Genomic DNA, 18,794 nt, shown 5'->3' on the forward strand with positions numbered 1-18,794 from the left:
GCATGGGTGCCGGGGGAGTGGAACAGCGGCACGGAGCCCCACCGTGCTGGTGACCTCAGCCCTCGAATCGTGGCCGGAGCTACTCCGCGTTGAACCAGGACATGCGGTCGGCGGCCTGGCTACGCATGGGCTCGGGCAACTCCAGCGGCGTGAAGTTGCCGGGCCACTCGACCGGCCGGTAGCCCGCTGCTCGGCGACCGGTCGGCTCGCACCGAATTCGATGGCCCTGTCGCGGGCTCCTTGATTCGCGTAGGCGGGGATGTCGGTTCCGGTCCGCGCTGCGTCCAACGACCCGGTACGAGACCTCTAGGCGGCGTCGTGGCCCTGGGAGGCGTCGAGCGTGGGGTAGTCGGTGTATCCGTGGTGGTCGCCGCCGTAGAAGGTCGCCCGGTCGGGCTGGTTGAGGGGCGCGCCCGCGCGGACGCGTGCCGGCAGGTCGGGGTTGGCCAGCGCCATGGAACCGACGGTGATGACGTCGGCGAGGCCGGTGTCGAGGTCGGAGACGCGCGTGTCGAGGCCGGCGCCGGCGCGGTTGAGGAGCAGCGCGCTCGGCCATGCCTGGCGCAGCTCCCGCAGCAGTTCGTCGTCCCCGCCGTGCATGACGTGCAGGTAGGCCAGGTTCAGGGGTGCCAGCTCCCCGACGAGTGCCGGGTAGACGTCGTGGGTGTCGTGCTCCTCGATGTCGTTGAGGGGGGTGCCCGGGGAGATGCGCAGCCCGGTGCGCCCGGCCCCGATCTCGTCGGCCACGCCCGACACGACCTCCACGGCGAACCGGATGCGGTTGTCGATCGAGCCGCCGTACTGGTCGGTGCGCTGATTGGCGTTGCTGGAGAGGAACTGGTGCAGGAGGTAGCCGTTGGCGCCGTGGACCGTCGGAGTAGATGCCGGGGGTCAGCAGGTAGCCCTGGCCGTCGTCGGAGGGCTGGGTGCCCTCGGTGATGATGAGGGCCATGGATGCGCGCTGGCGGTAGTACTCGCGGTTGAGGGCGGTGGGGACGCCGTCCGGATGCGAGCGGTCGCGGGTCATCGGCGCCATTGCCAGGCGGTGCGGGAGCTCGAGGGCTCCGACGCTGATGGGGTTCCAGAGGGTCATGACAGGTTCTCGTCTCGTGGTGAGTGTGAGGGGGAGGCGCCGCCTCAGATCGACTTGAGCACCCGGACGCGGTCGGCGATGGCGCGACGGGCGACGTCGGAGTCGAAGGCGATGGAGTCGAACTCGTGCGGGGCGCCGGAGTGCAGGTGGAACTCCACGGGCACGCCGGCGCGAGCGAGCGTCGCCGCGTAGGCGATGTCCTCGTCGCGGAAGACGTCGATCTGGCCGACCTCGATGTAGGCCGGCGGCATGCCGGAGGCGTCCTCGAGGCGGGCCGGGGCCGCGGTGGCCGGGACATCAGGGCCGCCGGCGCATCACCGAGCAGCGCCGGCCATGCGGTGCGGCTGTCCCTACCAGCGCATCTGGACCTGCGCGCCGCCGTGGGCGCTCACGAAGTGGTCGGTGGTCTCGACGTCACCGGGAACGGGCTGGGCCGCGCCCCCGGGGCCAGTGCCGCGGCGATCTCGGGGTCGAGGTCGAGGGACATGCCAGCTCTTCTCAGGTGTTGTTCGCGGCTTGTCGGACGGTGGGTCAGACCGAGGTCGCGAGGATGACGACCTTGCCCGGCAGGATTCCCGCGGCCGCCCGGGCGTGGACCGAGGCCAGTTCCGCCAGCGGGACACGGTCGGCGACGTCGACGGTGAGCTCGCCACGGTCCACGCGCGCCACCAGTTCCGACAGTTGTGCGGCGTCGCTGCGGACGAAGAGGTCGATGGCTCGGACGCCGCGTCCCTCGTCGGCCGGGGCGGGCATCCACACGGTGGTGCTGACCACGACGCCGCCGTCGCGGACGAGGGCCGCCAGCGCAGTGAACCGGGCGGGGTCGATCGGCGCGAGGTTGAGCAGGACGTCGACCGGCTCGGTGACCGTGGTGGTCACCTCGGTGGTGGTGTGGTCGATGACCTCATCGGCGCCCGCCGCCGTGACGTGCCCGCTGCTGCGGGGGCTGGCCGTGGCGATCACGTGGGCGCCGGCCGCCTTGGCCAGCTGCACCGCGTAGCCGCCCACGGCTCCGCCGGCGCCGCTGATCAGGATGCGGTGCCCGGGCTTCAGCTCGGCATGCTCGAAGAGGGCCTGCCACGCGGTGAGGCCGACCACGGGCAGCGCGGCCGCGTCGGAGAGCGGGATGCTCGTCGGAGCCGGCGCCAGGCTCTCGGCCGGGGCGAGGACGTACTCCGCGGCGGCGCCGTCGACGGTGAACGGGAGGAAACCGATCACCTCGTCGCCGACCGCGAGGCCGCTCACACCCTCGCCCAGTGCGTCGATCGTTCCCGCGACGTCCACGCCGAGGATGTGCGGCAGGGTCACGGGCATCGGACCCTGCATGAAACCCGCACGGATGTTGCCGTCGACGCCGTTGAACGTCGTCGCGGCGACGCGCACCCGTACCTGCCCGGCGCCGGGGACGGGCTCGTCGACGTCCTCGTGACGCAGGACGTCGGGGTCGCCGTACTCGTGGAATCGAACTGCCTTCATCTCTGGTGCCTCACTCTTGATCGTGTGTGCTTCGAACTTGAAGCGCTGCGGCCACGCTAGCATGGGCTTCGATATCGAAGCAAGTGCTACGAATGTGAAGCGCTGTTAGGGTTGGCGGCGTGACCGACAGGCAGCCTTCCCTCGATCCCGCGCAGCTGGGCGCGTACTTCGCCCTCATGGAGGTGGCGGGCCTGCTCCGACACGCGGTCGAGCGGCAGCTGCGCGACGCCGGCGACCTCAGCTACGTGCAGTTCCAGCTCCTCGCGCGGCTGGGTCTCGACTCAACTACGGGCAGCGAACGCATGACCGACCTGGCAGACGGCGTTGTCTACAGCCGCAGCGGCCTGACCTATCAGGCCGGGCTCCTGGAAAAGGCCGGCCTGGTCACGCGTTCGCCCTCCGCGGACGACGAGCGGGGAGTCACGGTCACGATCACCGATGCCGGACGGGCGCTGCTGGCGGCGGTGATCCCCGGCCACACCGAGGTGATCAACCACCAACTCTTCCGGCCGCTCGCGCGCGGGGACGCCAAGGCTCTGGCCGACCTGTTGTCGCCGGTGCGGGACCACATGCGTTCGTTGCCGCCCCGTTCAGCAGCACCTCGCCGCCGGCGATGACCCTCGCCATCCAACTCTCCTTAGCTGAAAGGCTGTTCCGGACAGAACCGTCCGGTACAGGAAGGACCGTACTGGGACGCTCAGCCGCACCGCAAGCCGCTGCGATGATGGCGAGCGTGTCGTCACCCACCTCTCGCCGGACCCGCAAGGACGCGCTCCACAACCGCGACCGGGTCCTCGATGCCGCGACCGAGCTCGTCCGGAGCGACGGTGAGAGGGTGGCGATGGCCAAGATCGCGGAGCGGGCAGGGGTCGGGGTCGGGACGGTCTACCGCCACTTCGCCACCCGTGAGGACCTGCTGGGTGCGCTCGTCCACCGCTCCTTCGACCTCGCGGTGGAGAATGCGGGAGCTGCCGCCGCTCACCCCGGGTCCGCCCTGGAGGGCGTACGGCTGTTCCTGCTCGCCACCTTGCGCGATCGTGAGCGCTTCGTGCTGCCGTTGCACGGCGGTCCGGTGATCTTCACCCCGGCCACCCGCCAGCGCCAGGCGGACGTCCGCACCGTCTTGCGCACCCTCCTCGAACGCGGACAGGCTGCCGGAGAACTGCGAACGGACCTGACCCCCGAAGACCTGATCGTGGCGGCCTCTCTGCTCTCCCGGGCATTGCCGGGTGCCGGCAACTGGGACACCTTGGCTTGCCGGCAGATCGACCTGATGATCAATGGTCTCCGCCCCCAGCGGCTTCCGCCGGCCAACTGCTCCTGAGCCCGGATCGAGCCACAGCGCTCAGCACCCGCGAACCCTTTACGAGGGGAAGCCGGACCGACCCGCGGCCTCCACCCGGTACCGCCCGGGAGTGGTGCCGAACTCCCTCTCGAAGGCGTGCGAGAGCGCGTACGGGCTGCCGTAGCCGACCCGGCCGGCGATGCCGGCCAGGGTGTTCGGGGTGTCCCGGAGGAGGCCGGCGGCGAGGATCAGGCGCCACCACGTCAGGTAGGCCATCGGCGGACGGCCGACCAACGTGGTGAACCGGCGCGACAGCGTGGGGCGCGAGACGCCCGCCTCGGCAGCCAGGCGGTCGATGGTCCACGCGGCCGCCGGGTCCGAGTGGAGGGCCCGGAGTGCGGCGGCCGTGACGGGGTCGCCCAGTGCGCCCGGCCAGGATCCGCTGGTGGCCTCGGCCATCCAGGAACGGACCATGTAGACGAGCAGGAGGTCGAGCAGGTTCGGGAGCGCGACGCAGGAGCCGGGGCGCGCCTGGTCCAGCTCGCCGGACAGCAGGTCGATCGCCGCACGGAGTTCGAGGTGGCCGCCGACGCGGTGGGGCAGGTGGACGACGTCGGGGAGCTCCGCCATGAGCGGGTGCAGGCGACTGCAGTCGAGCCGGTACTTGCCGCAGAGCAGCTCCGTCTCGTCGCGCGGCCCCGTGTCGGCGAGCCACCGCTCGAACGGCACGGCCTTCTCCGCCGCCGACGCGTCGACCGGGGCGTCGGCGATCACGTGGCCGGTGCCGTGCGGCAGCAGTAGTGCGTCCCCGACACCGAGGGGCACCAGGGTGTCGCCGTCGGTCCGCAGCCAGCAGCTGCCCTTCAGGACGACGTAGAAGCCCGCGCCGGCGTACGGGTCCAGCCGCGCACACCAGCTCCCACCCGTGCGCACGCGCTGGGACGACGGGTGCCCGAGGTGCACGGCCGAGATCGCGTCGCTGACCACATCCACACCGTCAGAATATCCGCAGGGCTCGGCCATGAGCGGAACACGTATTTTTGCGAGCGGATCACGCATCGAGATGCTCGCCCCGGCGTCCTAGCGTCGAGGGCATGCTGAGTGAGCCCGAAAACCTGGTGCTGGGGGACGTCGAGGTCATCCGGATCGTCGAGTGGCACCAGCCGTTCCTGCCGGCATCCGACATGTTCCCGGGAGCGCCGGCCGCGGCGTGGGAGGAGAACGCGGGTTGGATGGCGCCGGACCACTGGGAGCCCGACACCGGCCGGACGGTCATCGCGTTGCAGTCCTGGGTGCTGCGCAGCGACGGGCGGACCGTCCTGGTCGACACAGGGGCGGGCGACGGGCGCGAGCGGCCGGGCATGGCGCCGTACTTCCACCAGCGCCAGGACGATCTCGTCGGTCGTCTGAGGGGGGCCGGTGTCCGCCCGGAGGACGTCGACGTCGTCGTCAACACCCATCTCCACGTCGACCACGTCGGGTGGAACACCTTCGACGCCGACGGCACGTGGGCGCCGACGTTCCCGAATGCCCAGTACCTCATCCCGGCAGCCGATGACGTCCACTTCGGCCCGCAGAACTCCTACGGAGGAGGCACGCAGGACGTCGAGCGCCTGATCTACGAGGACAGCCTCGCGCCCATCCACCAGGCCGGCCTTGCCGTGCTGTGGGACGGCGAGCACCGCATCGACGAGTACCTGACGCTGGAGTCGGCGCCGGGCCATACCCCCGGCTCCTCGGTCCTGCGGCTGGCGTCCGGCAGCGACCGGGCGGTCTTCGTCGGCGACCTGCTGCACAGCCCGCTGCAGATCGTCGAGCCCTGCTGCAACAGCAGCTCCTGTCTGGCGCCGGAGCAGGCCGTCGCGAGTCGTCGCCGCGTCCTGCAGCGGGCGGTCGACGAACGGGAGCTGCTGGTTCCCGGGCACTTCGGCGGTGCGGGCGCCTTGGAGATCCGGCAGGAGAACGGTCGGTTCGCGCTGGGTCCGTGGGCAACCGCCGGTCCGTCGCCCCGTGGCTGACGCGTTGGTCCGGAGTGCCGCGTCCGGTCGCCGACGCGGCAGGCTCTCGGCCCTCGTCCCGGCGCTCGCCTTCGTGGGCATCGTCGTCGCGGTGATGCAGACCCTGATCGTCCCGGTGATCAAGGACCTGCCCGGGCTGCTGGACACCGAGGCGAGCAACGCGACCTGGGTCGTCACGGCGACCCTGCTCTCCGGCGCGGTCGCCACACCCGATCCGATATCTCTGGTCGGTCCGTTCCTGGCCGAGGCCGAACGGTCCGGTGTGCGCAGAGTGGTCCTGCTCGGGTCGGCCATCGCGTTCCCGAACGCGCCGGGCAGGATCGAGCTGGAAGACCGCGTGCGACGGCAGCCGGGGTGGGTGGCGCTGCGCCCGTCCGGGTTCATGGAGAACTTCCTGCGCCCGCATCCCACGGCTCAGGGCATCCGTGAGCGGGGAGATTCGGACCTCGGCAGCGTCGGGCCGTGTGGGGTGGATCGACGCCCGCGACATCGCCGAGTCGGCCGCCGCGGTGCTGGTTGATCCCGAACGCGACTTCGACGACGAATACGTGTTGACCGGCCCTCAGGCGCTCAGTTACTCCGACGCTGCCGGCATCATCGCCGCAGAGACCGGTCGACCGGTGCGAGTGATCGATGTGGACGTGGACGAGGTGGCCGCCCACTTGCGGGAAGCGGGAATTCCGGCTTCGTTCGCGGGCAGTCTGGCCGGCGTCGAGATCAGCGTGAGAAAGAGTCACGCCGAGGGCGCCACCACCTCCGTGCAGGACCTCACCGGTCGCGGACCCCGAACGTTCACGGCCTTCGTCCACGAGCACGCCGACGAGTGGGCCGCTCCGAGCCGGAACGGTGATCCGCTGGGCTCGTAGACGACCCGGGATGGCCGCTGCCGGATGTGCCACCGATGCGCGTACGCTACTCAGTGGCACATCGGTGGAGGAGGATCTCATGCAGGCACTGGTCGTGGATCGCTCGGCGGCGGGCGGTCTCCGCCTCGGTGAGGCTCCCGACCCCTCGCCGGGGCCGGGCCAGGCGCTGGTCGCGGTCTCGGGGGTATCGATCAACTACGGCGACGTCCAGCACGACGTGAGCGGGGCACCGGACGGAAGCGTCCCCGGCTGGGAGGCGGCCGGCGTCGTCGCACAGGCTGCGGCCGACGGCAGCGGCCCGCCTGTCGGGACACCCGTCGTCTCGTTCGCCGCGGACGGCGGATGGGCACGGCTGCGCGCCGTCGACACGGCCTACCTCGGCGTGGTCCCTGCCGGGGCGGACCTGGCGGCCGTGGCGACCGTCCCGGTCGCGGGTGTCAGCGCGTTGGCGGCTCTCGACCGGATCGGGCCGCTGCTCGGGCGTCGGGTCCTGGTGACGGGGTCGACGGGCGGGGTCGGCCGCTACGCGGTGCAGTTGGGGCGGCTCGGTGGTGCCGAGGTGGTCGCGATGACCGGCGACCCGGCCCGGCACGGCGAGAGTCTGCGGGCGCTGGGCGCCGACGTGGTCGTCTCCTCGCCGGTCGAGGTCGAGGGGCTCTTCGACGGCGTGGTGGATGCGGTGGGTGGTCCGGTGCTGGTGGAGGCGTTCGGTCGGCTGGCGCGCAACGGGACACTCGTGTCGGTCGGACACGTCACCGACCAGCCGGAGGTGTTCCCGTTCGGCGCGCTGCTCAGCGGGCCGGGGCAGGACAACCGATCGATCGCCAGCTTCTTCATGCCCGACTCGACCGACTTCGCCCGCGGGCTGACGTGGCTCGCGGGCCGGGTCGCCGCGGGTGTCCTCGATCCGGGGATCGCATGGCGTGGCAGCTGGACGGCTGTCGCCGAGGCAGTCGAGTTGCTGCGGAGCCGACGCCTGGGCGGCAAGGCGGTATTGGACCTGACGTAGCCCGGATGGATACATCTCACGGCTGGGAAACCGCTCCTTCGCCGTGGACTACCCGTACGAGGACAGCTACGTCGCCGCCGAGTTCCTGGCCGGGGCCGACCTCGACGACGCGCAGCGCGCCCTGATCAGCCACCGCAACGCGGAGCGGCTCTTCCGCGTGCCTCCCGCGGTCTGACGCCCGTTCGGGCGGACGTGCCGGCTGTCGACGAAGAGTCGGGATCATGCGCCTCGCGTCAGGTGCGCGGGCGGCTGGATCCGCGACGAAGGACACAGGCCGACTCCTACGGATGTCAGGTTAGCCTCACCACAGCTTGCCGTCCTGGAACGCGTCCTCCCGAAGGAATCTGCACCTTGACCTTCCACGCCCCCCGTCGTCTCGGCCACGTCGCGGCCGCGACGCTCGCCGCCTGCATGCTGGTCGGCTGCGGTGCATCCGAGCCCGTCACGACCTCCGGTCCGGCAGCAGGCGGGGAGGGGGGCACGACCTACCCGCTCACGATCGACAACTGCGGCCGGGGCCAGACGTTCGACGTGGCCCCTGGTCGCGTGGTCTCCCTCGATCAGGGATCCACCGAGATCCTGCTCTCGCTCGGTCTGGCCGACCGGGTGGTCGGGACGGCGTCCTGGACCGATCCGGTGCGGGAGAACCTGGCCGAGGCCAATGCGCGTGTGCCCCGGTTGGCGGACAACGCCCCGTCGTACGAGGCGGTACTCGGTACGGACCCCGACTTCGTGACGGCGTCGTTCGGGCGCCACTTCAAGGACGAAGGTGGCGTCGCGCCGCGCGACCGGTTCGCCGAGACCGGCATTGCGACCTACCTCTCGCCCACGGACTGCGAGGACGGCCGCAGCATCAACGGCGGCGGCAAGCGGACCAGGCCACTGACCATCGACTCGCTGTACCAGGAGATCACCGAGCTCGCGATGGTCTTCGATGTGCCGTCGCGGGGCGCCGCCCTCGTCGAGGAGCTGAAGTCGCGGACGGCGGCGGCCACCGCGCAGGCGGACGCCTCCGGGACGACGCTGGCGTTCTGGTTCGCCGACACCAGGAGCCCCTACGTCGCCGGCGGTTCCGGTTCTGCCGAGCTCCTCGCGCGGACCGTCGGTGCTCGCAACGTCTTCGCCGACGTCGCGGACGAATGGCCGGCCACCACCTGGGAGGCGGTGGTCGACCGCAACCCCTCAGTGCTGGTTCTGGGCGACCTCGCCCGCGACCGGTTCCCCGGTGACCGGCTCGGGGACAAGGAGTCGTTCCTGAGCTCCGACCCGGTCGCCGGTTCGATGGCTGCAGCCCGGGACAAGAGGTATGTGCCTCTGCGGGGCGCGGAGATGAACCCGTCCATCCGGCTCGTCGACGGTGTCGAGAAGCTCGCCGCCGGTCTGTCCGCCCTGCCGCGGTGACCGTTGCCCGCACGGGCCACGCCCGTGGCGTCGCCGTCTCGACCGTCGTCGCAGGCGGTGCGGTCCTCGTCCTGTCGGTGATGATCGCCATCACCCTCGGCACGGCCGACATCTCGCTGGTCAACGTCCGGGACATCGTGGGGAACCACCTCGGTGTGGTCACGATCCCGGTGCGCGAGGTGGAGGACGCCATCGTGTGGGAGGACCGGCTACCGCGATCGCTGGTGGCCGCCGCCTGCGGTGCGGGCCTGGCCGTGTGCGGCGTGATCCTGCAGTCGCTGCTTCGCAACCCGCTCGCCGATCCGTTCCTGCTCGGCGTCTCCTCCGGCGCCTCGACCGGCGCGGTGGTCATCGGGATCCTGGGTGTGGGCGGCGGGGCATTGGGCTTGTCCGGCGGCGCCTTCGTCGGCGCCCTGCTCGCGTTCGGCATGGTGCTGCTCCTCGCGCGGCTGTCGGGAGGGAGCAACGACCGCGTCATCCTGGCCGGGGTTGCGATGACCCAGCTGTTCTCGGCGCTGACGTCGTTCGTCATCTTCGCCTTCGCCGACTCCGACGAGACGCGCGGCGTGATGTTCTGGCTGCTCGGCTCGCTGGAAGGCGTCCGGTGGGACGACGTGCGGCTCACCGCCGCCGTCGCCGCCGCCGGGATCGTCGTGTGCTGGGCTCTCGCCTACGTCCTCGACGCCTTCACCTTCGGCGACGAGGTGGCCGCGTCGCTGGGAATGCCGGTCGGTGCGATCCGCGCCGGGCTCATGACTCTCACCGCGCTGGTGACCGCGGCCCTCGTGAGCGTGGCAGGCGCCATCGGGTTCGTCGGACTGGTCCTGCCGCACGCCGCGCGATTCCTCGTGGGCCCCGCCCACAGCCGGCTCGTCCCGATCAGCGCCCTGCTGGGAGCCGTCTTCATGGTGTGGGTCGACGCGTTCACCCGGGTCGCGTTCGCGCCGACACCGTTGCCGATCGGCGTGGCCACGGCCCTGGTCGGTGTCCCCGCGTTCGTGCTGATCATGTTCCGCCGGAAGGGGACGACGTGACACTGCACGCCGACGCGGTGACGTGGAACCGCGGTGGGGCGATCGTGGTCGACTCCGTGAGCGTGCGGCCCGAGCCCGGCGACACGGTCGGTCTGCTCGGCCCGAACGGCTCCGGCAAGTCCTCCCTGCTACGCCTGCTCGCCGGCCTGGCGCAGCCCACCGTCGGCACCGTGAGCCTCGACGGCACCGACCTGCGCCGGCTGCGGAGGCAGCACGTCGCCCGCTCCGTCGCCGTCGTCGGCCAGCACGCCGACACCGATGTCGACGTCACCGTGCGCGCCGTCGTCGCGCTCGGCCGCATACCGCACCGCGGGTTTCTGGGACCCGATCACGAGGCCGATGCCGCCGCGGTCGACCGCGCGCTGGAGCAGACCGGGTTGACGGCGCTGGCGGATCGGCTCTGGCGCCGGCTGTCCGGTGGGGAGCGCCAGCGCACGCAGATCGCCCGCGCGCTGGCGCAGCAGCCACGTGAGCTGTTGCTGGACGAGCCGACCAACCACCTCGACATCCGCCACCAGCTCGAGGTGCTGTCCCTGGTGTCGCGGCTGCCGGTGACGTCGGTGGTCGCGCTCCACGATCTCAACCTCGCGGCGCTGTTCTGCGACCACCTCATGGTGCTGTCTGCAGGACGTGTGGTCGCCGCCGGCGCGGCGCGCGACGTCCTCACGCCGGAACTGATCGCCGAGGTCTACCAGGTCCGCGCCGAGGTGATCGACGACGCGTCCGGCCGGCTGACCGTCCGCTTCCACCCTGAGCCACGACCCGACGCCCTCGTCTCGTGACCCGTGCCATCGACGCCCGAGGTGGGCGATCAGCGGTGCGCGTCGTATGCCTCCCGGGCGGCGAGTACCTCGGCGAGGCGCAGGACGGCATCGACCTGTTGCGGATCGAGGGCGATCGGATCGCGGAGGCGTGGCTGTTCTCCTCCGACCCCCGGTCTGAGGACGCCTTCTGGGCGCCGGCTGACCGGTTCCTGCTCGTGGTTGCGGTTGGTCAACACCCGTGGTGACCGGAGGACGACGGCTTTGGTGGGCGGATCAGAGGCGTAGGAAGTTCTCGTTGAGTGGAGCAGGACGTCGGGGTAGCGGGTGCGCGTCGCGACGAGCAGCGGGAAGCCGAGGCGCGGGCCCGCGCTGAGCGGTGCCAGCCCGACCGAGACGCGCCCGGCGGGAAAGCGGGCCGAGCCTCGGTGGGCACGACCCCGCGCTTGCTCCGGATGAGCAGCTGCCGGCCGAACTGCGATTCCAGTCCGGAGACCTGCTGGCTCAGCGCGGGCTGGGCGATGTGCAGGATGGCGTCGGCGCCGTCAGGCGCGCTGTACCGTGCCCATCCGGGTGATGGCCTCGGTGAGGACGACGTTCGAGGCGGCGAAGTTCAACCGGACGTGACCGGCTCCGCCGGAGCCGAAGACGTGCCCGGAGCTGAGTGCCACGCGCGCCTCATCGAGGAAGGCCCGCGCCGGGCCGGCGAGTTCGGAGACGACGCCGGGGCCGTCCGTGCCGCCGGGCTCGTCCAGACCGAGTGCGCGGCAGTCGAGCCAGGCCAGGTACGTGCCTTCAGGCGGCGTATAACGGGCGAGGGGCAGGTGTTCGGCGATGAGCCGTCCGAGCAGGTCGCGGTTCGCGGCGAGGCCGGCCAGTAGCGCATCGAGCCACGCCTCGCCCTCGTTCAGCGCGACCGTGTGCGCGAGCACGCCGAGATGGCTGGGGCCGTGGCTGACTTCCTCCGGCATCCGCGCGAGGTCGTCTGCCGCTTCGGGTCCGGCGATCACGAGCGCCGCTTTGAGCCCCGCGAGGTTCCACGCCTTGGACGCCGAGGTGACGGCGAAGGCGTCTTGTGCGCCTTCGACGCTCAGGTACGGGGTGAAGCTGGCTCCGGCCAGCACCAGCGGGGCGTGGATCTCGTCCGAGACGACCCGCACCCCGTGCTCGCGCGCGAGCGCGGCGATGCCTGTCAGCTCGTCGCCGGAGTGCACCGCGCCGGTCGGGTTGTGCGGATTGCTCAACAGGTAGGCCACGCGGTCGCTCGTCCTGCGGGCGGACGCGAACGCGGCGCCGAGGGCCTCCAGGTCGACTCGTCCGGTCGCCCCCAGCCGCGCCTCGACGATCCGGCGGTCGGCGTGCGTGACGAATGCGTAGAACGGCGGGTAGACCGGCGCGTTGACAACGATCGCGTCGCCGGGCTCGGTGACCAGCTTCACGACTTCGACGATGCCGAGCATGACGTCCGGCACGATCGCCGTGCGCTCCACGTCCAGCCCGTCCCAGCCCCACCGGCGCGCGGCGAACCCGGCCAGCGCCTCGCCATAGGCGCCCCCACCGGACGGGTAGCCGGTGTCGCCCCGGGCGACGGCCACGTTCAGGGCGTCGGCGATCGGCCCGGCGAGGGGCACATCCATCTCCGCCACCCACAGCGGCAACACATCGTCGGGATGCGTCCGCCACTTCATGCTCGTGCGCAGGCGCAGTTGCTCCACCGTCAACTGCTCCAACGGGTTGGGGACGTCGGCACCCGACAGAGCCATCCTCGTCCTTCCGCCATCGCCTCATCCGGCCGTCTTGGATTCATCTTGTCACCTGGGCTGAAGGCCAGCGGCCCCTCGACAACCCCTCCGCGAGGAGCGCGAGGCCCGGCGCCGCCGATTCGTCACCAATCGTGCTCGTGGTCCTCGCCGACGCCGGGGCACGTGTCCCAGCTCCGCCCAGTGATCGACAGGCCCGTGCCCGCTCCTCACCTCCGACACTCGGAACGCAGATGGCCGAGCGCTTCACCGCGGTCCCGGGCGAAGAGGTGGTCCACGTGCCGGTGCCCTTCGAGGCGCTGCGGTCGCAGTCGTTCCCCGGGCGGTCGAAACGGGGAACATGTTCCAGTTCTACGCGGAAGTGCCGCAGTTCAACCCCGTTCGCCGTCCCCGTTGCGGGTAGCGTGCGAGAGGGAATGGAGATGCTGACGGGGGAGCGACTGCAGTCGATCGCCCGCGAGACGGCGAGGTCGCTGCCCGGCGTGAGCCACGGGCGGCCGTTCGTGGAGAAGCTGGATGTGTACAAGGTCGGCGCGAAGGTGTTCCTGATCGTCACCGACGACCCGGACGAGCAGATCATCACGGTGAAGGCCGACCCGGGGCGAGGGCACTTGTTGCGTGATCAGTACGCGTCTGTGACCGCCGGCCGCTATCTCGACAAGAGACATTGGGTGTCGGTGGGTGCGGGCGAAGGGGTCACCGAGGAGCTGGTGACCGAACTGGTGCGGGACTCGTTCGACCTGGTCGGGGCCGGCCGGTGAGTGATGGTCCCCCCATGGCGTTGTTCGACGACGACGCCGGCCGTCCATTGGCCGACCGGCTGCGTCCGCGCGTGCTCAGGGATGTCGTAGGCCAGGACCACCTGCTGGCCGAGGACGCCGCGATCGGGCGGATGGTCGCCCAGCACCGTCTCGTGTCGATGATCCTGTGGGGGCCTCCCGGCTGCGGGAAGACCACGATCGCGAGGCTGCTGGCCGAGCAGACGAACCTCGTCTTCGAGTCGCTGTCGGCCACCTTCTCGGGCGTCGCCGACCTGCGCAAGGTGTTCCAGACGGCCGTGAAGCGCCGGCAGGCGGGGCAGGGCACGCTGCTGTTCGTCGACGAGATCCACCGCTTCAACCGGGCCCAGCAGGACAGCTTCCTGCCCTACGTCGAGGACGGGACGATCGTGCTGGTCGGTGCGACCACCGAGAACCCGAGCTTCGAGCTCAACGGGGCGCTGTTGTCCCGCTGCCAGGTGTTCGTCCTCCAGCGGCTCGACGAGCACGCCCTGGCCCTGTTGGTCGAGCGCGCCGAGGAGCTGGCGGGCCGGCCGCTGCCGGTCACGGCGGAGGCCCGCGAGGCGCTGATCGCGCTGGCGGACGGCGACGGCCGTTACGTGCTCAACATGGCCGAACAGCTCATGGCCCTGCCTGATCCGGCCGGCCCGTTGGACGTGGCCGGCTTGGCGAGCCAGGTGCAGAAGCGGGTGCCCCTGTACGACAAGGCGCAGGAAGGGCATTACAACCTGATCTCGGCGTTGCACAAGTCGATGCGGGGGTCGGACCCGGACGCCGCGCTGTACTGGCTGGCCCGGATGCTCGACGGTGGCGAGGACCCCCTCTTCATCGCCCGCCGGATCGTGCGCTTCGCGAGCGAGGATGTGGGCATCGCCGACCCGCACGCGGTCCAGCAGGCCCTCGCAGCCTGGGACGTCTACGAACGGCTGGGCTCGCCCGAGGGAGAGCTGGCGATCGCACAAGCCGTCGTCTACCTCGCGACCGCCCCCAAATCGATCGCGGTCTACCGCGGGCTGAGCGCCGCGACGCGCGCCGCCCGCGAGACCGGGTCGCTGATGCCGCCTGCGCACATCCTGAACGCGCCGACCCGGTTGATGAAGGACCTCGGCTACGGACGGGAATACCGGTACGACCCCGATGTGGAGGACGGCTTCTCCGGAGCGGACTACTTCCCGGAGGGCATGGAGCGCACCACGTTCTACCGTCCGACCGGAAACGGGTACGAACAGCAGGTCCGGCAGCGGTTGCGGCGATGGGCGCAGATGCGGGCCGAGCGGCGGCGGGTCGCGGACCAGCACCAGGAGAGTGGTGAACGCGAGCGATGAGCGGCGCCGCCGCCCGCCGGATGCCTCGAGAGGCCGCCGGCACCCGCTTCACGACAACCGGCCGGGACGGATCTCGTGGGGTGCCACTCCCGGCACGATCCGGTTGCGGGTTCCGCCGAGCAGCTCCACGGTGGTCGTGACGACGTCGCCCGGCCGCAGTGGCGGGAGGAAGTCCGCGCCGTGTCGGCCCCACAGTTCGGCCAGGCAGCCGCCCTGGCAGGTGCCGGAGCCGAGCAGGTCGCCGGGACGGATCCAGGTGCCCCGCGAGGCGTAGGCGGCCAGCGCGGGGAAGGACCAGGCCATGTTGTCCAGCCGGTCGGCGCCGATCGCCTCGTCGTTGACCCGGACCTCCATCGCCAGGTCGTAGGACGTGCCCGAGCGCCGGTGTGACAGCTCGTCCGCGGTGACGAACACGGTGCCGAGCGCCGTGGCGGTGTCCTTTCCCTTGGCCGGTCCCAGGCGCAGGCGCATCTCGTGGAACTGCACGTCCCGCGCGGAGAAGTCGTTGAGCACCACGAACCCGGCGATGTGGTCGGCTGCCTGGTCGACGGTGAGGTCCTGGCCGGCCCGGCCGACGACGGCGGCGACCTCCAGCTCGAAGTCGAACCGGTCGCAGCCGGGCGGCACCGGCACGTCGTCGTGCGGGCCGACCGTGGCGTAGGGGTTGGAGAAGTAGAACGCCGGGATCTCCCAGAACTCCTCCGGGACCCGGGCGTCCGGGTCCACGTTCCGGGCGATGCCGGCGGTGTGCTCGGGGAAGGTGGAGAAATCCCGCACCGTCGGCGGGTCGAGCGGAGCCATCAGAGCCGCCTCGGCCAGGGGCGTCCCGTGGGCCGCGGTCCTCAGCGCACGGTTCGCGGCCTCGGCCAGGCGGCCGTCCTCGGCGAGCAGGGCGGGCAGGTCGAGCCCGCGGGGAAGGTCGATCAGGACGTCCTCGTCGTCGAGCACGGCGAGGGCGGGGCCCTGATCCGTCCGGTGCCGGACGAATCGCATGCATGCCTCCTCGGTGATCTGCGTCGGGACACTATCCACGCCGCCGCGCCGACGGAAATGCACAGAGCTGCTGCCTGGTATCCGTTCCGTGAATGCGTCCCTAGGATCGACGCGCGACGACGAGGCGGTGCGGATGAACCTGGGACAGCTCGACCTCAACCTGCTGGTCGTCCTGGACGCGCTGCTGCGGGAGCAGAACGTCACCCGCGCCGCCGAACGGCTGCACATGTCCCAGCCGGCGACGAGCACCGCCCTCGCGCGGTTGCGGAAGGTGCTCGGCGACCCGCTGCTCGTCAAGCACGGCCGGTACCTGCAGCTGACCCCGCGCGCCGAGGCGCTCATCGCGCCGGTGCGGGAGGTGCTCGCCACGATCGAGCAGACCATCGTGACGCCGCCCGGCTTCGACCCGGCGCACGACCGGCGGACCTTCGGGGTGGTCGCCAGCGACTACGTCGGCGTGGTGCTGATCCGCCCGCTGCTGGCGCGCATCGCCGGCCTGGCCCCGAACCTGAGGCTGGAGCTGGGCGGCTTGTCCGCCCACACCCTGCCCATGGCCGGACGCGACGAGATCGACCTCGTGATCCTGCCGGAGGTGCTGGCCCAGGCGGGCCCGCTCGCCGGCTGCTCGAGCGCCCCGGTGCTGCGCGACCGGTACGTGGGCGCGGTGTGGTCGCAACACCCGCTGGCCGGGCAGCCGCTCGCCCCCGCGGCGCTGGCCGAGTACCCGTACCTGGCTTTCGCTCCGGCGGGTGGCTGCAGCCTCATGGACGAGGACCTCGACAGGGCCGGGATCACCACCCGGGTCGAGGCCACCTCGGTCAACTTCATCGCGTTGCCGTTCCTGCTCGCCGGCACCGACCTGGTGACGATCATCCCGGAACGGCTGGGCAGACAGATCGCCCCCGCGGCGGACATCACGTTGCTCGAACCGGAGTTCGCGCTGCGACCGGTGCGCGAGTCCGCGTTCTGGCATTCCCGCCGCGATGCCGACCCCGGGCACCGCTGGCTGCGCGAGCAACTGCTGGGCGTGGCGGGATAGCTGGTATCCACAGCAGGTATTTCCGCGTCACCTGCACACCGCCCTAGCGTCGACCGCGTCGAAGGAGGACGCGATGACGCGATGGGTCGACGGGTACGCCCTCGGCACCTTCTCGGACGGGGCCGCCGGTTTCGCCGGGCTGGTGTCCGGGGACCGGGTACTGCGCCTGGACGATCTGGGGCCGGCCGGGGTACCGGTGACGGTCCGGAGCCTGCTGGAGGACTGGGCGGGCGTGCGGCCCCGGCTGGCGGAGCTGGCCGCGACACTCCACGGGGAACGCGGTGAGCCGCTGGCCGGGTTGACGGTGCTCGCGCCGGTGGAACCCCGACAGATCCTGCAGGCGGGCGCGAACTACCGGGACCACGTCGCCGAGATCGTCGTCTCCGGCCGCGAACCCGGCGACACCCGGTCCGACGAGGAGTTGCGCCGTGCCGCCGGGAAGATGATGGACGACAAGGTCGCCACCGGCAGTCCCTTCCTCTTCAGCGGCCTGCCCGCCGCGATCTGCGGCCCCGACGACGACGTGCTGCTGCCCGCCGAGTCGGACCAGGTCGACTGGGAGGTCGAACTGGCCGTCGTGATCGGCGCGACCGCCCACCGGGTGCCGCGCGAGCGGGCGATGGAGCACGTGGCGGGCTACACCGTCTGCAACGACATCAGCGCCCGCGACCTCCAGTTCCCGCCGGAGCACCGGCCGCTGGGCGGTGACTGGGTGCGAGCCAAGAACCGCCCCACGTTCCTGCCGACCGGCCCGTTCCTCGTCCCGGCCGACCTGGTGCCGGACTACCGGGCACTGGAGCTGACTCTCGACCTGGGCGGCGAACGCAAGCAGTCCGACGTCGCGGCGAACCTGCTCTTCGACGTCGAGGCGCTGGTGGCCGCCGCCTCGGCGGCCACCAGGCTGTACCCCGGCGACCTGGTTCTCACGGGGAGCCCGGCGGGCAACGGCGGGGCCTGGCAACGGTGGCTGCGGCCCGGCGACGTCCTCGAGGCGGCCATCTCCGGCATCGGCGCCCAGCGCAACACCTGCGTGGCGGAGCCCCGATGACACGGCCGCCGTCCGGGCGCGCCGAGGAGATCGCCGACGGCGTGTACGCGTTCGTCCAGCCCGACGGCAGCTGGATGATCAACAACAGCGGGTTCGTCGTCGGCCGCTCCGGTGTCCTGTGCATCGACACGTGTGCGACCGAGCGCCGCACGCGGCACCTGCTGGCGGCCGTCGCGGACGTGACCGCGGCGCCGGTGCGCACGCTCGTCAACACCCACCACCACCCCGACCACACGGCGGGCAACGGCTTCTTCCCGACCGCGACGATCGTCGCGCACGAGCAGGCCCGTCCCGAGATGCGTGCGCTCGGCCTGCCCGGCAACGACGGCATCTGGTCGGAGGTGGACTACGGCGAGCCCGAGCTCGCGCCGCCGTTCCTGACCTTCACCGACCGGATCACCGTGTGGGCCGACGACCTGCGCTGCGAGGTGATCCACCCCGGCCGGACGGCGCACACCACCAACGACGTCGTGGTGTGGATCCCGGACCGGTCCGTGCTCTTCGCCGGTGACCTGCTGTTCCACGGCGGCACCCCGTTCCTGCTGTCCGGGTCGGTGCGCGGGTCCATCGCCGTGCTGGAGCAGTTCCTGGCCCCGCTCGGCGCCACCACCATCGTGCCGGGGCACGGGCCGGTGTGCGGTCCGGAGGTCGTCGACGAGGTGCTGGCCTACCTGCGGTTCGTCCTCGCCGTCGCGGCCGAGGGGCGGGCCGAAGGGCTGTCACCGCTCGACCTGGCCCGGCGGACCGACCTCGGCCGGTTCGCCGCCTGGACCGACGCCGAGCGCATCGTCGGCAACCTGCACCGGGCCTACGCCGAGGAATCCGGTGCCCCGCTGGATCCCGCAGCGGCTTTCGCGGACATGGTCGCCTACAACGGCGGCCGGCCCCTGCGCTGCCTGGCCTGACC

At 71.5% G+C, this 18,794-nt stretch carries 23 protein-coding genes and 1 pseudogene; 16 read left to right on the forward strand and 8 right to left on the reverse strand.

The window, feature by feature from the left end; genetic code table 11:
* Window positions 1–306 precede the first annotated feature (306 nt).
* The 4 genes and pseudogenes from CFP66_RS18750 to CFP66_RS18760 form a co-directional block, all read right to left on the reverse strand.
* The gene (locus tag CFP66_RS18750; RefSeq protein WP_198961552.1) at window positions 307–846 is read right to left on the reverse strand and encodes a hypothetical protein; all 540 of its coding nucleotides are present in this window, start codon (window positions 844–846) and stop codon (window positions 307–309) included.
* Window positions 847–928: 82 nt separating this feature from the next.
* Window positions 929–1,093 (reverse strand): annotated as a pseudogene (locus tag CFP66_RS50345) (alkene reductase); the annotation flags it as partial.
* 44 nt (window positions 1,094–1,137) lie between these two features.
* Complete coding sequence (locus tag CFP66_RS18755) at window positions 1,138–1,344, reverse strand: alpha/beta hydrolase (protein ID WP_233159533.1); 207 nt, start codon at window positions 1,342–1,344, stop codon at window positions 1,138–1,140.
* A gap of 280 nt (window positions 1,345–1,624) precedes the next feature.
* A complete protein-coding gene (locus tag CFP66_RS18760; protein ID WP_094925942.1) occupies window positions 1,625–2,569 on the reverse strand; it encodes an NADP-dependent oxidoreductase in 945 nt (314 codons plus the stop codon).
* 119 nt (window positions 2,570–2,688) lie between these two features.
* Between CFP66_RS18760 and CFP66_RS18765 the strand changes: the two genes are divergently transcribed.
* Both CFP66_RS18765 and CFP66_RS18770 read left to right on the forward strand, forming a co-directional pair.
* On the forward strand, window positions 2,689–3,186 hold the full coding sequence (locus CFP66_RS18765; protein WP_094925944.1) for a MarR family winged helix-turn-helix transcriptional regulator: 498 nt from the start codon (window positions 2,689–2,691) through the stop codon (window positions 3,184–3,186).
* A gap of 116 nt (window positions 3,187–3,302) precedes the next feature.
* Window positions 3,303–3,893, forward strand: coding sequence for a TetR/AcrR family transcriptional regulator (locus CFP66_RS18770; protein WP_158228146.1), 591 nt, complete (start codon window positions 3,303–3,305; stop codon window positions 3,891–3,893).
* A 39-nt stretch (window positions 3,894–3,932) separates the two neighbouring features.
* Here CFP66_RS18770 and CFP66_RS18775 read toward each other — a convergent pair whose 3' ends face one another.
* Window positions 3,933–4,847: an AraC family transcriptional regulator gene (locus CFP66_RS18775; protein WP_094925948.1), complete on the reverse strand. Its 915-nt coding sequence runs from the start codon at window positions 4,845–4,847 to the stop codon at window positions 3,933–3,935.
* Between the two features lie 101 nt (window positions 4,848–4,948).
* Here CFP66_RS18775 and CFP66_RS18780 point away from each other — a divergent pair, with 101 nt between their 5' ends.
* From CFP66_RS18780 to CFP66_RS18815, 9 genes are all read left to right on the forward strand, one after another.
* On the forward strand, window positions 4,949–5,872 hold the full coding sequence (locus tag CFP66_RS18780; RefSeq protein ID WP_094925950.1) for an MBL fold metallo-hydrolase: 924 nt from the start codon (window positions 4,949–4,951) through the stop codon (window positions 5,870–5,872).
* Window positions 5,865–6,392, forward strand: a complete 528-nt coding sequence (locus tag CFP66_RS48575; RefSeq protein ID WP_198961539.1) for a hypothetical protein — start codon at window positions 5,865–5,867, stop codon at window positions 6,390–6,392. The genes CFP66_RS18780 and CFP66_RS48575 overlap by 8 nt, the downstream gene beginning before the upstream one ends.
* A complete protein-coding gene (locus CFP66_RS18790) occupies window positions 6,337–6,738 on the forward strand; it encodes a hypothetical protein (protein WP_094925952.1) in 402 nt (133 codons plus the stop codon). Before CFP66_RS48575 ends, CFP66_RS18790 begins: the two co-directional genes overlap by 56 nt.
* 79 nt (window positions 6,739–6,817) lie before the next feature.
* Window positions 6,818–7,747: a zinc-binding dehydrogenase gene (locus CFP66_RS18795; RefSeq protein ID WP_094925954.1), complete on the forward strand. Its 930-nt coding sequence runs from the start codon at window positions 6,818–6,820 to the stop codon at window positions 7,745–7,747.
* 43 nt (window positions 7,748–7,790) lie between these two features.
* Window positions 7,791–7,922, forward strand: coding sequence for a hypothetical protein (locus CFP66_RS49965; RefSeq protein WP_255413878.1), 132 nt, complete (start codon window positions 7,791–7,793; stop codon window positions 7,920–7,922).
* A gap of 176 nt (window positions 7,923–8,098) precedes the next feature.
* The gene (locus tag CFP66_RS18800) at window positions 8,099–9,148 is read left to right on the forward strand and encodes an ABC transporter substrate-binding protein (protein WP_233159534.1); all 1,050 of its coding nucleotides are present in this window, start codon (window positions 8,099–8,101) and stop codon (window positions 9,146–9,148) included.
* Window positions 9,145–10,182: an iron ABC transporter permease gene (locus CFP66_RS18805; protein ID WP_233159535.1), complete on the forward strand. Its 1,038-nt coding sequence runs from the start codon at window positions 9,145–9,147 to the stop codon at window positions 10,180–10,182. The genes CFP66_RS18800 and CFP66_RS18805 overlap by 4 nt, the downstream gene beginning before the upstream one ends.
* Complete coding sequence (locus CFP66_RS18810; RefSeq protein WP_094925956.1) at window positions 10,179–10,964, forward strand: ABC transporter ATP-binding protein; 786 nt, start codon at window positions 10,179–10,181, stop codon at window positions 10,962–10,964. Before CFP66_RS18805 ends, CFP66_RS18810 begins: the two co-directional genes overlap by 4 nt.
* A 35-nt stretch (window positions 10,965–10,999) precedes the next feature.
* Window positions 11,000–11,191, forward strand: coding sequence for a hypothetical protein (locus CFP66_RS18815; protein WP_094925958.1), 192 nt, complete (start codon window positions 11,000–11,002; stop codon window positions 11,189–11,191).
* On the opposite strand, the gene CFP66_RS50350 is transcribed toward CFP66_RS18815, so the two are convergent.
* Complete coding sequence (locus CFP66_RS50350; RefSeq protein WP_198961553.1) at window positions 11,176–11,475, reverse strand: LysR family transcriptional regulator; 300 nt, start codon at window positions 11,473–11,475, stop codon at window positions 11,176–11,178. The two genes, CFP66_RS18815 and CFP66_RS50350, sit on opposite strands and share 16 nt — an antisense overlap.
* Window positions 11,476–11,488: 13 nt before the next feature.
* Complete coding sequence (locus tag CFP66_RS18825; protein WP_094925960.1) at window positions 11,489–12,706, reverse strand: MalY/PatB family protein; 1,218 nt, start codon at window positions 12,704–12,706, stop codon at window positions 11,489–11,491.
* A 413-nt stretch (window positions 12,707–13,119) separates the two neighbouring features.
* Here CFP66_RS18825 and CFP66_RS18830 point away from each other — a divergent pair, with 413 nt between their 5' ends.
* Window positions 13,120–13,464: an MmcQ/YjbR family DNA-binding protein gene (locus CFP66_RS18830; RefSeq protein ID WP_198961540.1), complete on the forward strand. Its 345-nt coding sequence runs from the start codon at window positions 13,120–13,122 to the stop codon at window positions 13,462–13,464.
* A gap of 14 nt (window positions 13,465–13,478) precedes the next feature.
* Window positions 13,479–14,807: a replication-associated recombination protein A gene (locus CFP66_RS18835; RefSeq protein ID WP_094925962.1), complete on the forward strand. Its 1,329-nt coding sequence runs from the start codon at window positions 13,479–13,481 to the stop codon at window positions 14,805–14,807.
* 48 nt (window positions 14,808–14,855) lie between these two features.
* Here the strand turns inward: CFP66_RS18835 and CFP66_RS18840 are convergent, their stop codons facing one another.
* On the reverse strand, window positions 14,856–15,800 hold the full coding sequence (locus CFP66_RS18840) for a fumarylacetoacetate hydrolase family protein (protein WP_094925965.1): 945 nt from the start codon (window positions 15,798–15,800) through the stop codon (window positions 14,856–14,858).
* Between the two features lie 133 nt (window positions 15,801–15,933).
* Here CFP66_RS18840 and CFP66_RS18845 point away from each other — a divergent pair, with 133 nt between their 5' ends.
* The 3 genes from CFP66_RS18845 (at window position 15,934) to CFP66_RS18855 (ending at window position 18,792) form a co-directional block, all read left to right on the forward strand.
* Window positions 15,934–16,839, forward strand: coding sequence for a LysR family transcriptional regulator (locus CFP66_RS18845; RefSeq protein ID WP_094925967.1), 906 nt, complete (start codon window positions 15,934–15,936; stop codon window positions 16,837–16,839).
* 73 nt (window positions 16,840–16,912) lie between these two features.
* Window positions 16,913–17,887: a fumarylacetoacetate hydrolase family protein gene (locus CFP66_RS18850; RefSeq protein ID WP_094925970.1), complete on the forward strand. Its 975-nt coding sequence runs from the start codon at window positions 16,913–16,915 to the stop codon at window positions 17,885–17,887.
* The gene (locus tag CFP66_RS18855) at window positions 17,884–18,792 is read left to right on the forward strand and encodes an MBL fold metallo-hydrolase (RefSeq protein ID WP_094925973.1); all 909 of its coding nucleotides are present in this window, start codon (window positions 17,884–17,886) and stop codon (window positions 18,790–18,792) included. The genes CFP66_RS18850 and CFP66_RS18855 overlap by 4 nt, the downstream gene beginning before the upstream one ends.
* The last annotated feature ends 2 nt before the right edge of the window (window positions 18,793–18,794 follow it).

The sequence above is a fragment of the Pseudonocardia sp. MH-G8 genome, assembly GCF_002262885.1.
GTDB lineage: Bacteria > Actinomycetota > Actinomycetes > Mycobacteriales > Pseudonocardiaceae > Pseudonocardia.

Bases quoted from the DNA above. Each gene is read 5' to 3' on its own strand.
- CFP66_RS18755 (WP_233159533.1), bottom strand. From the start codon at position 1,344: ATGCCGCCGGCCTACATCGAGGTCGGCCAGATCGACGTCTTCCGCGAC.
- CFP66_RS18760 (WP_094925942.1), bottom strand. From the start codon at position 2,569: ATGAAGGCAGTTCGATTCCACGAGTACGGCGACCCCGACGTCCTGCGT.
- CFP66_RS18780 (WP_094925950.1), top strand. From the start codon at position 4,949: ATGCTGAGTGAGCCCGAAAACCTGGTGCTGGGGGACGTCGAGGTCATC.
- CFP66_RS18795 (WP_094925954.1), top strand. From the start codon at position 6,818: ATGCAGGCACTGGTCGTGGATCGCTCGGCGGCGGGCGGTCTCCGCCTC.
- CFP66_RS18825 (WP_094925960.1), bottom strand. From the start codon at position 12,706: ATGGCTCTGTCGGGTGCCGACGTCCCCAACCCGTTGGAGCAGTTGACG.
- CFP66_RS18830 (WP_198961540.1), top strand. From the start codon at position 13,120: ATGGAGATGCTGACGGGGGAGCGACTGCAGTCGATCGCCCGCGAGACG.
- CFP66_RS18835 (WP_094925962.1), top strand. From the start codon at position 13,479: ATGGCGTTGTTCGACGACGACGCCGGCCGTCCATTGGCCGACCGGCTG.
- CFP66_RS18840 (WP_094925965.1), bottom strand. From the start codon at position 15,800: ATGCGATTCGTCCGGCACCGGACGGATCAGGGCCCCGCCCTCGCCGTG.
- CFP66_RS18845 (WP_094925967.1), top strand. From the start codon at position 15,934: ATGAACCTGGGACAGCTCGACCTCAACCTGCTGGTCGTCCTGGACGCG.
- CFP66_RS18850 (WP_094925970.1), top strand. From the start codon at position 16,913: ATGACGCGATGGGTCGACGGGTACGCCCTCGGCACCTTCTCGGACGGG.
- CFP66_RS18855 (WP_094925973.1), top strand. From the start codon at position 17,884: ATGACACGGCCGCCGTCCGGGCGCGCCGAGGAGATCGCCGACGGCGTG.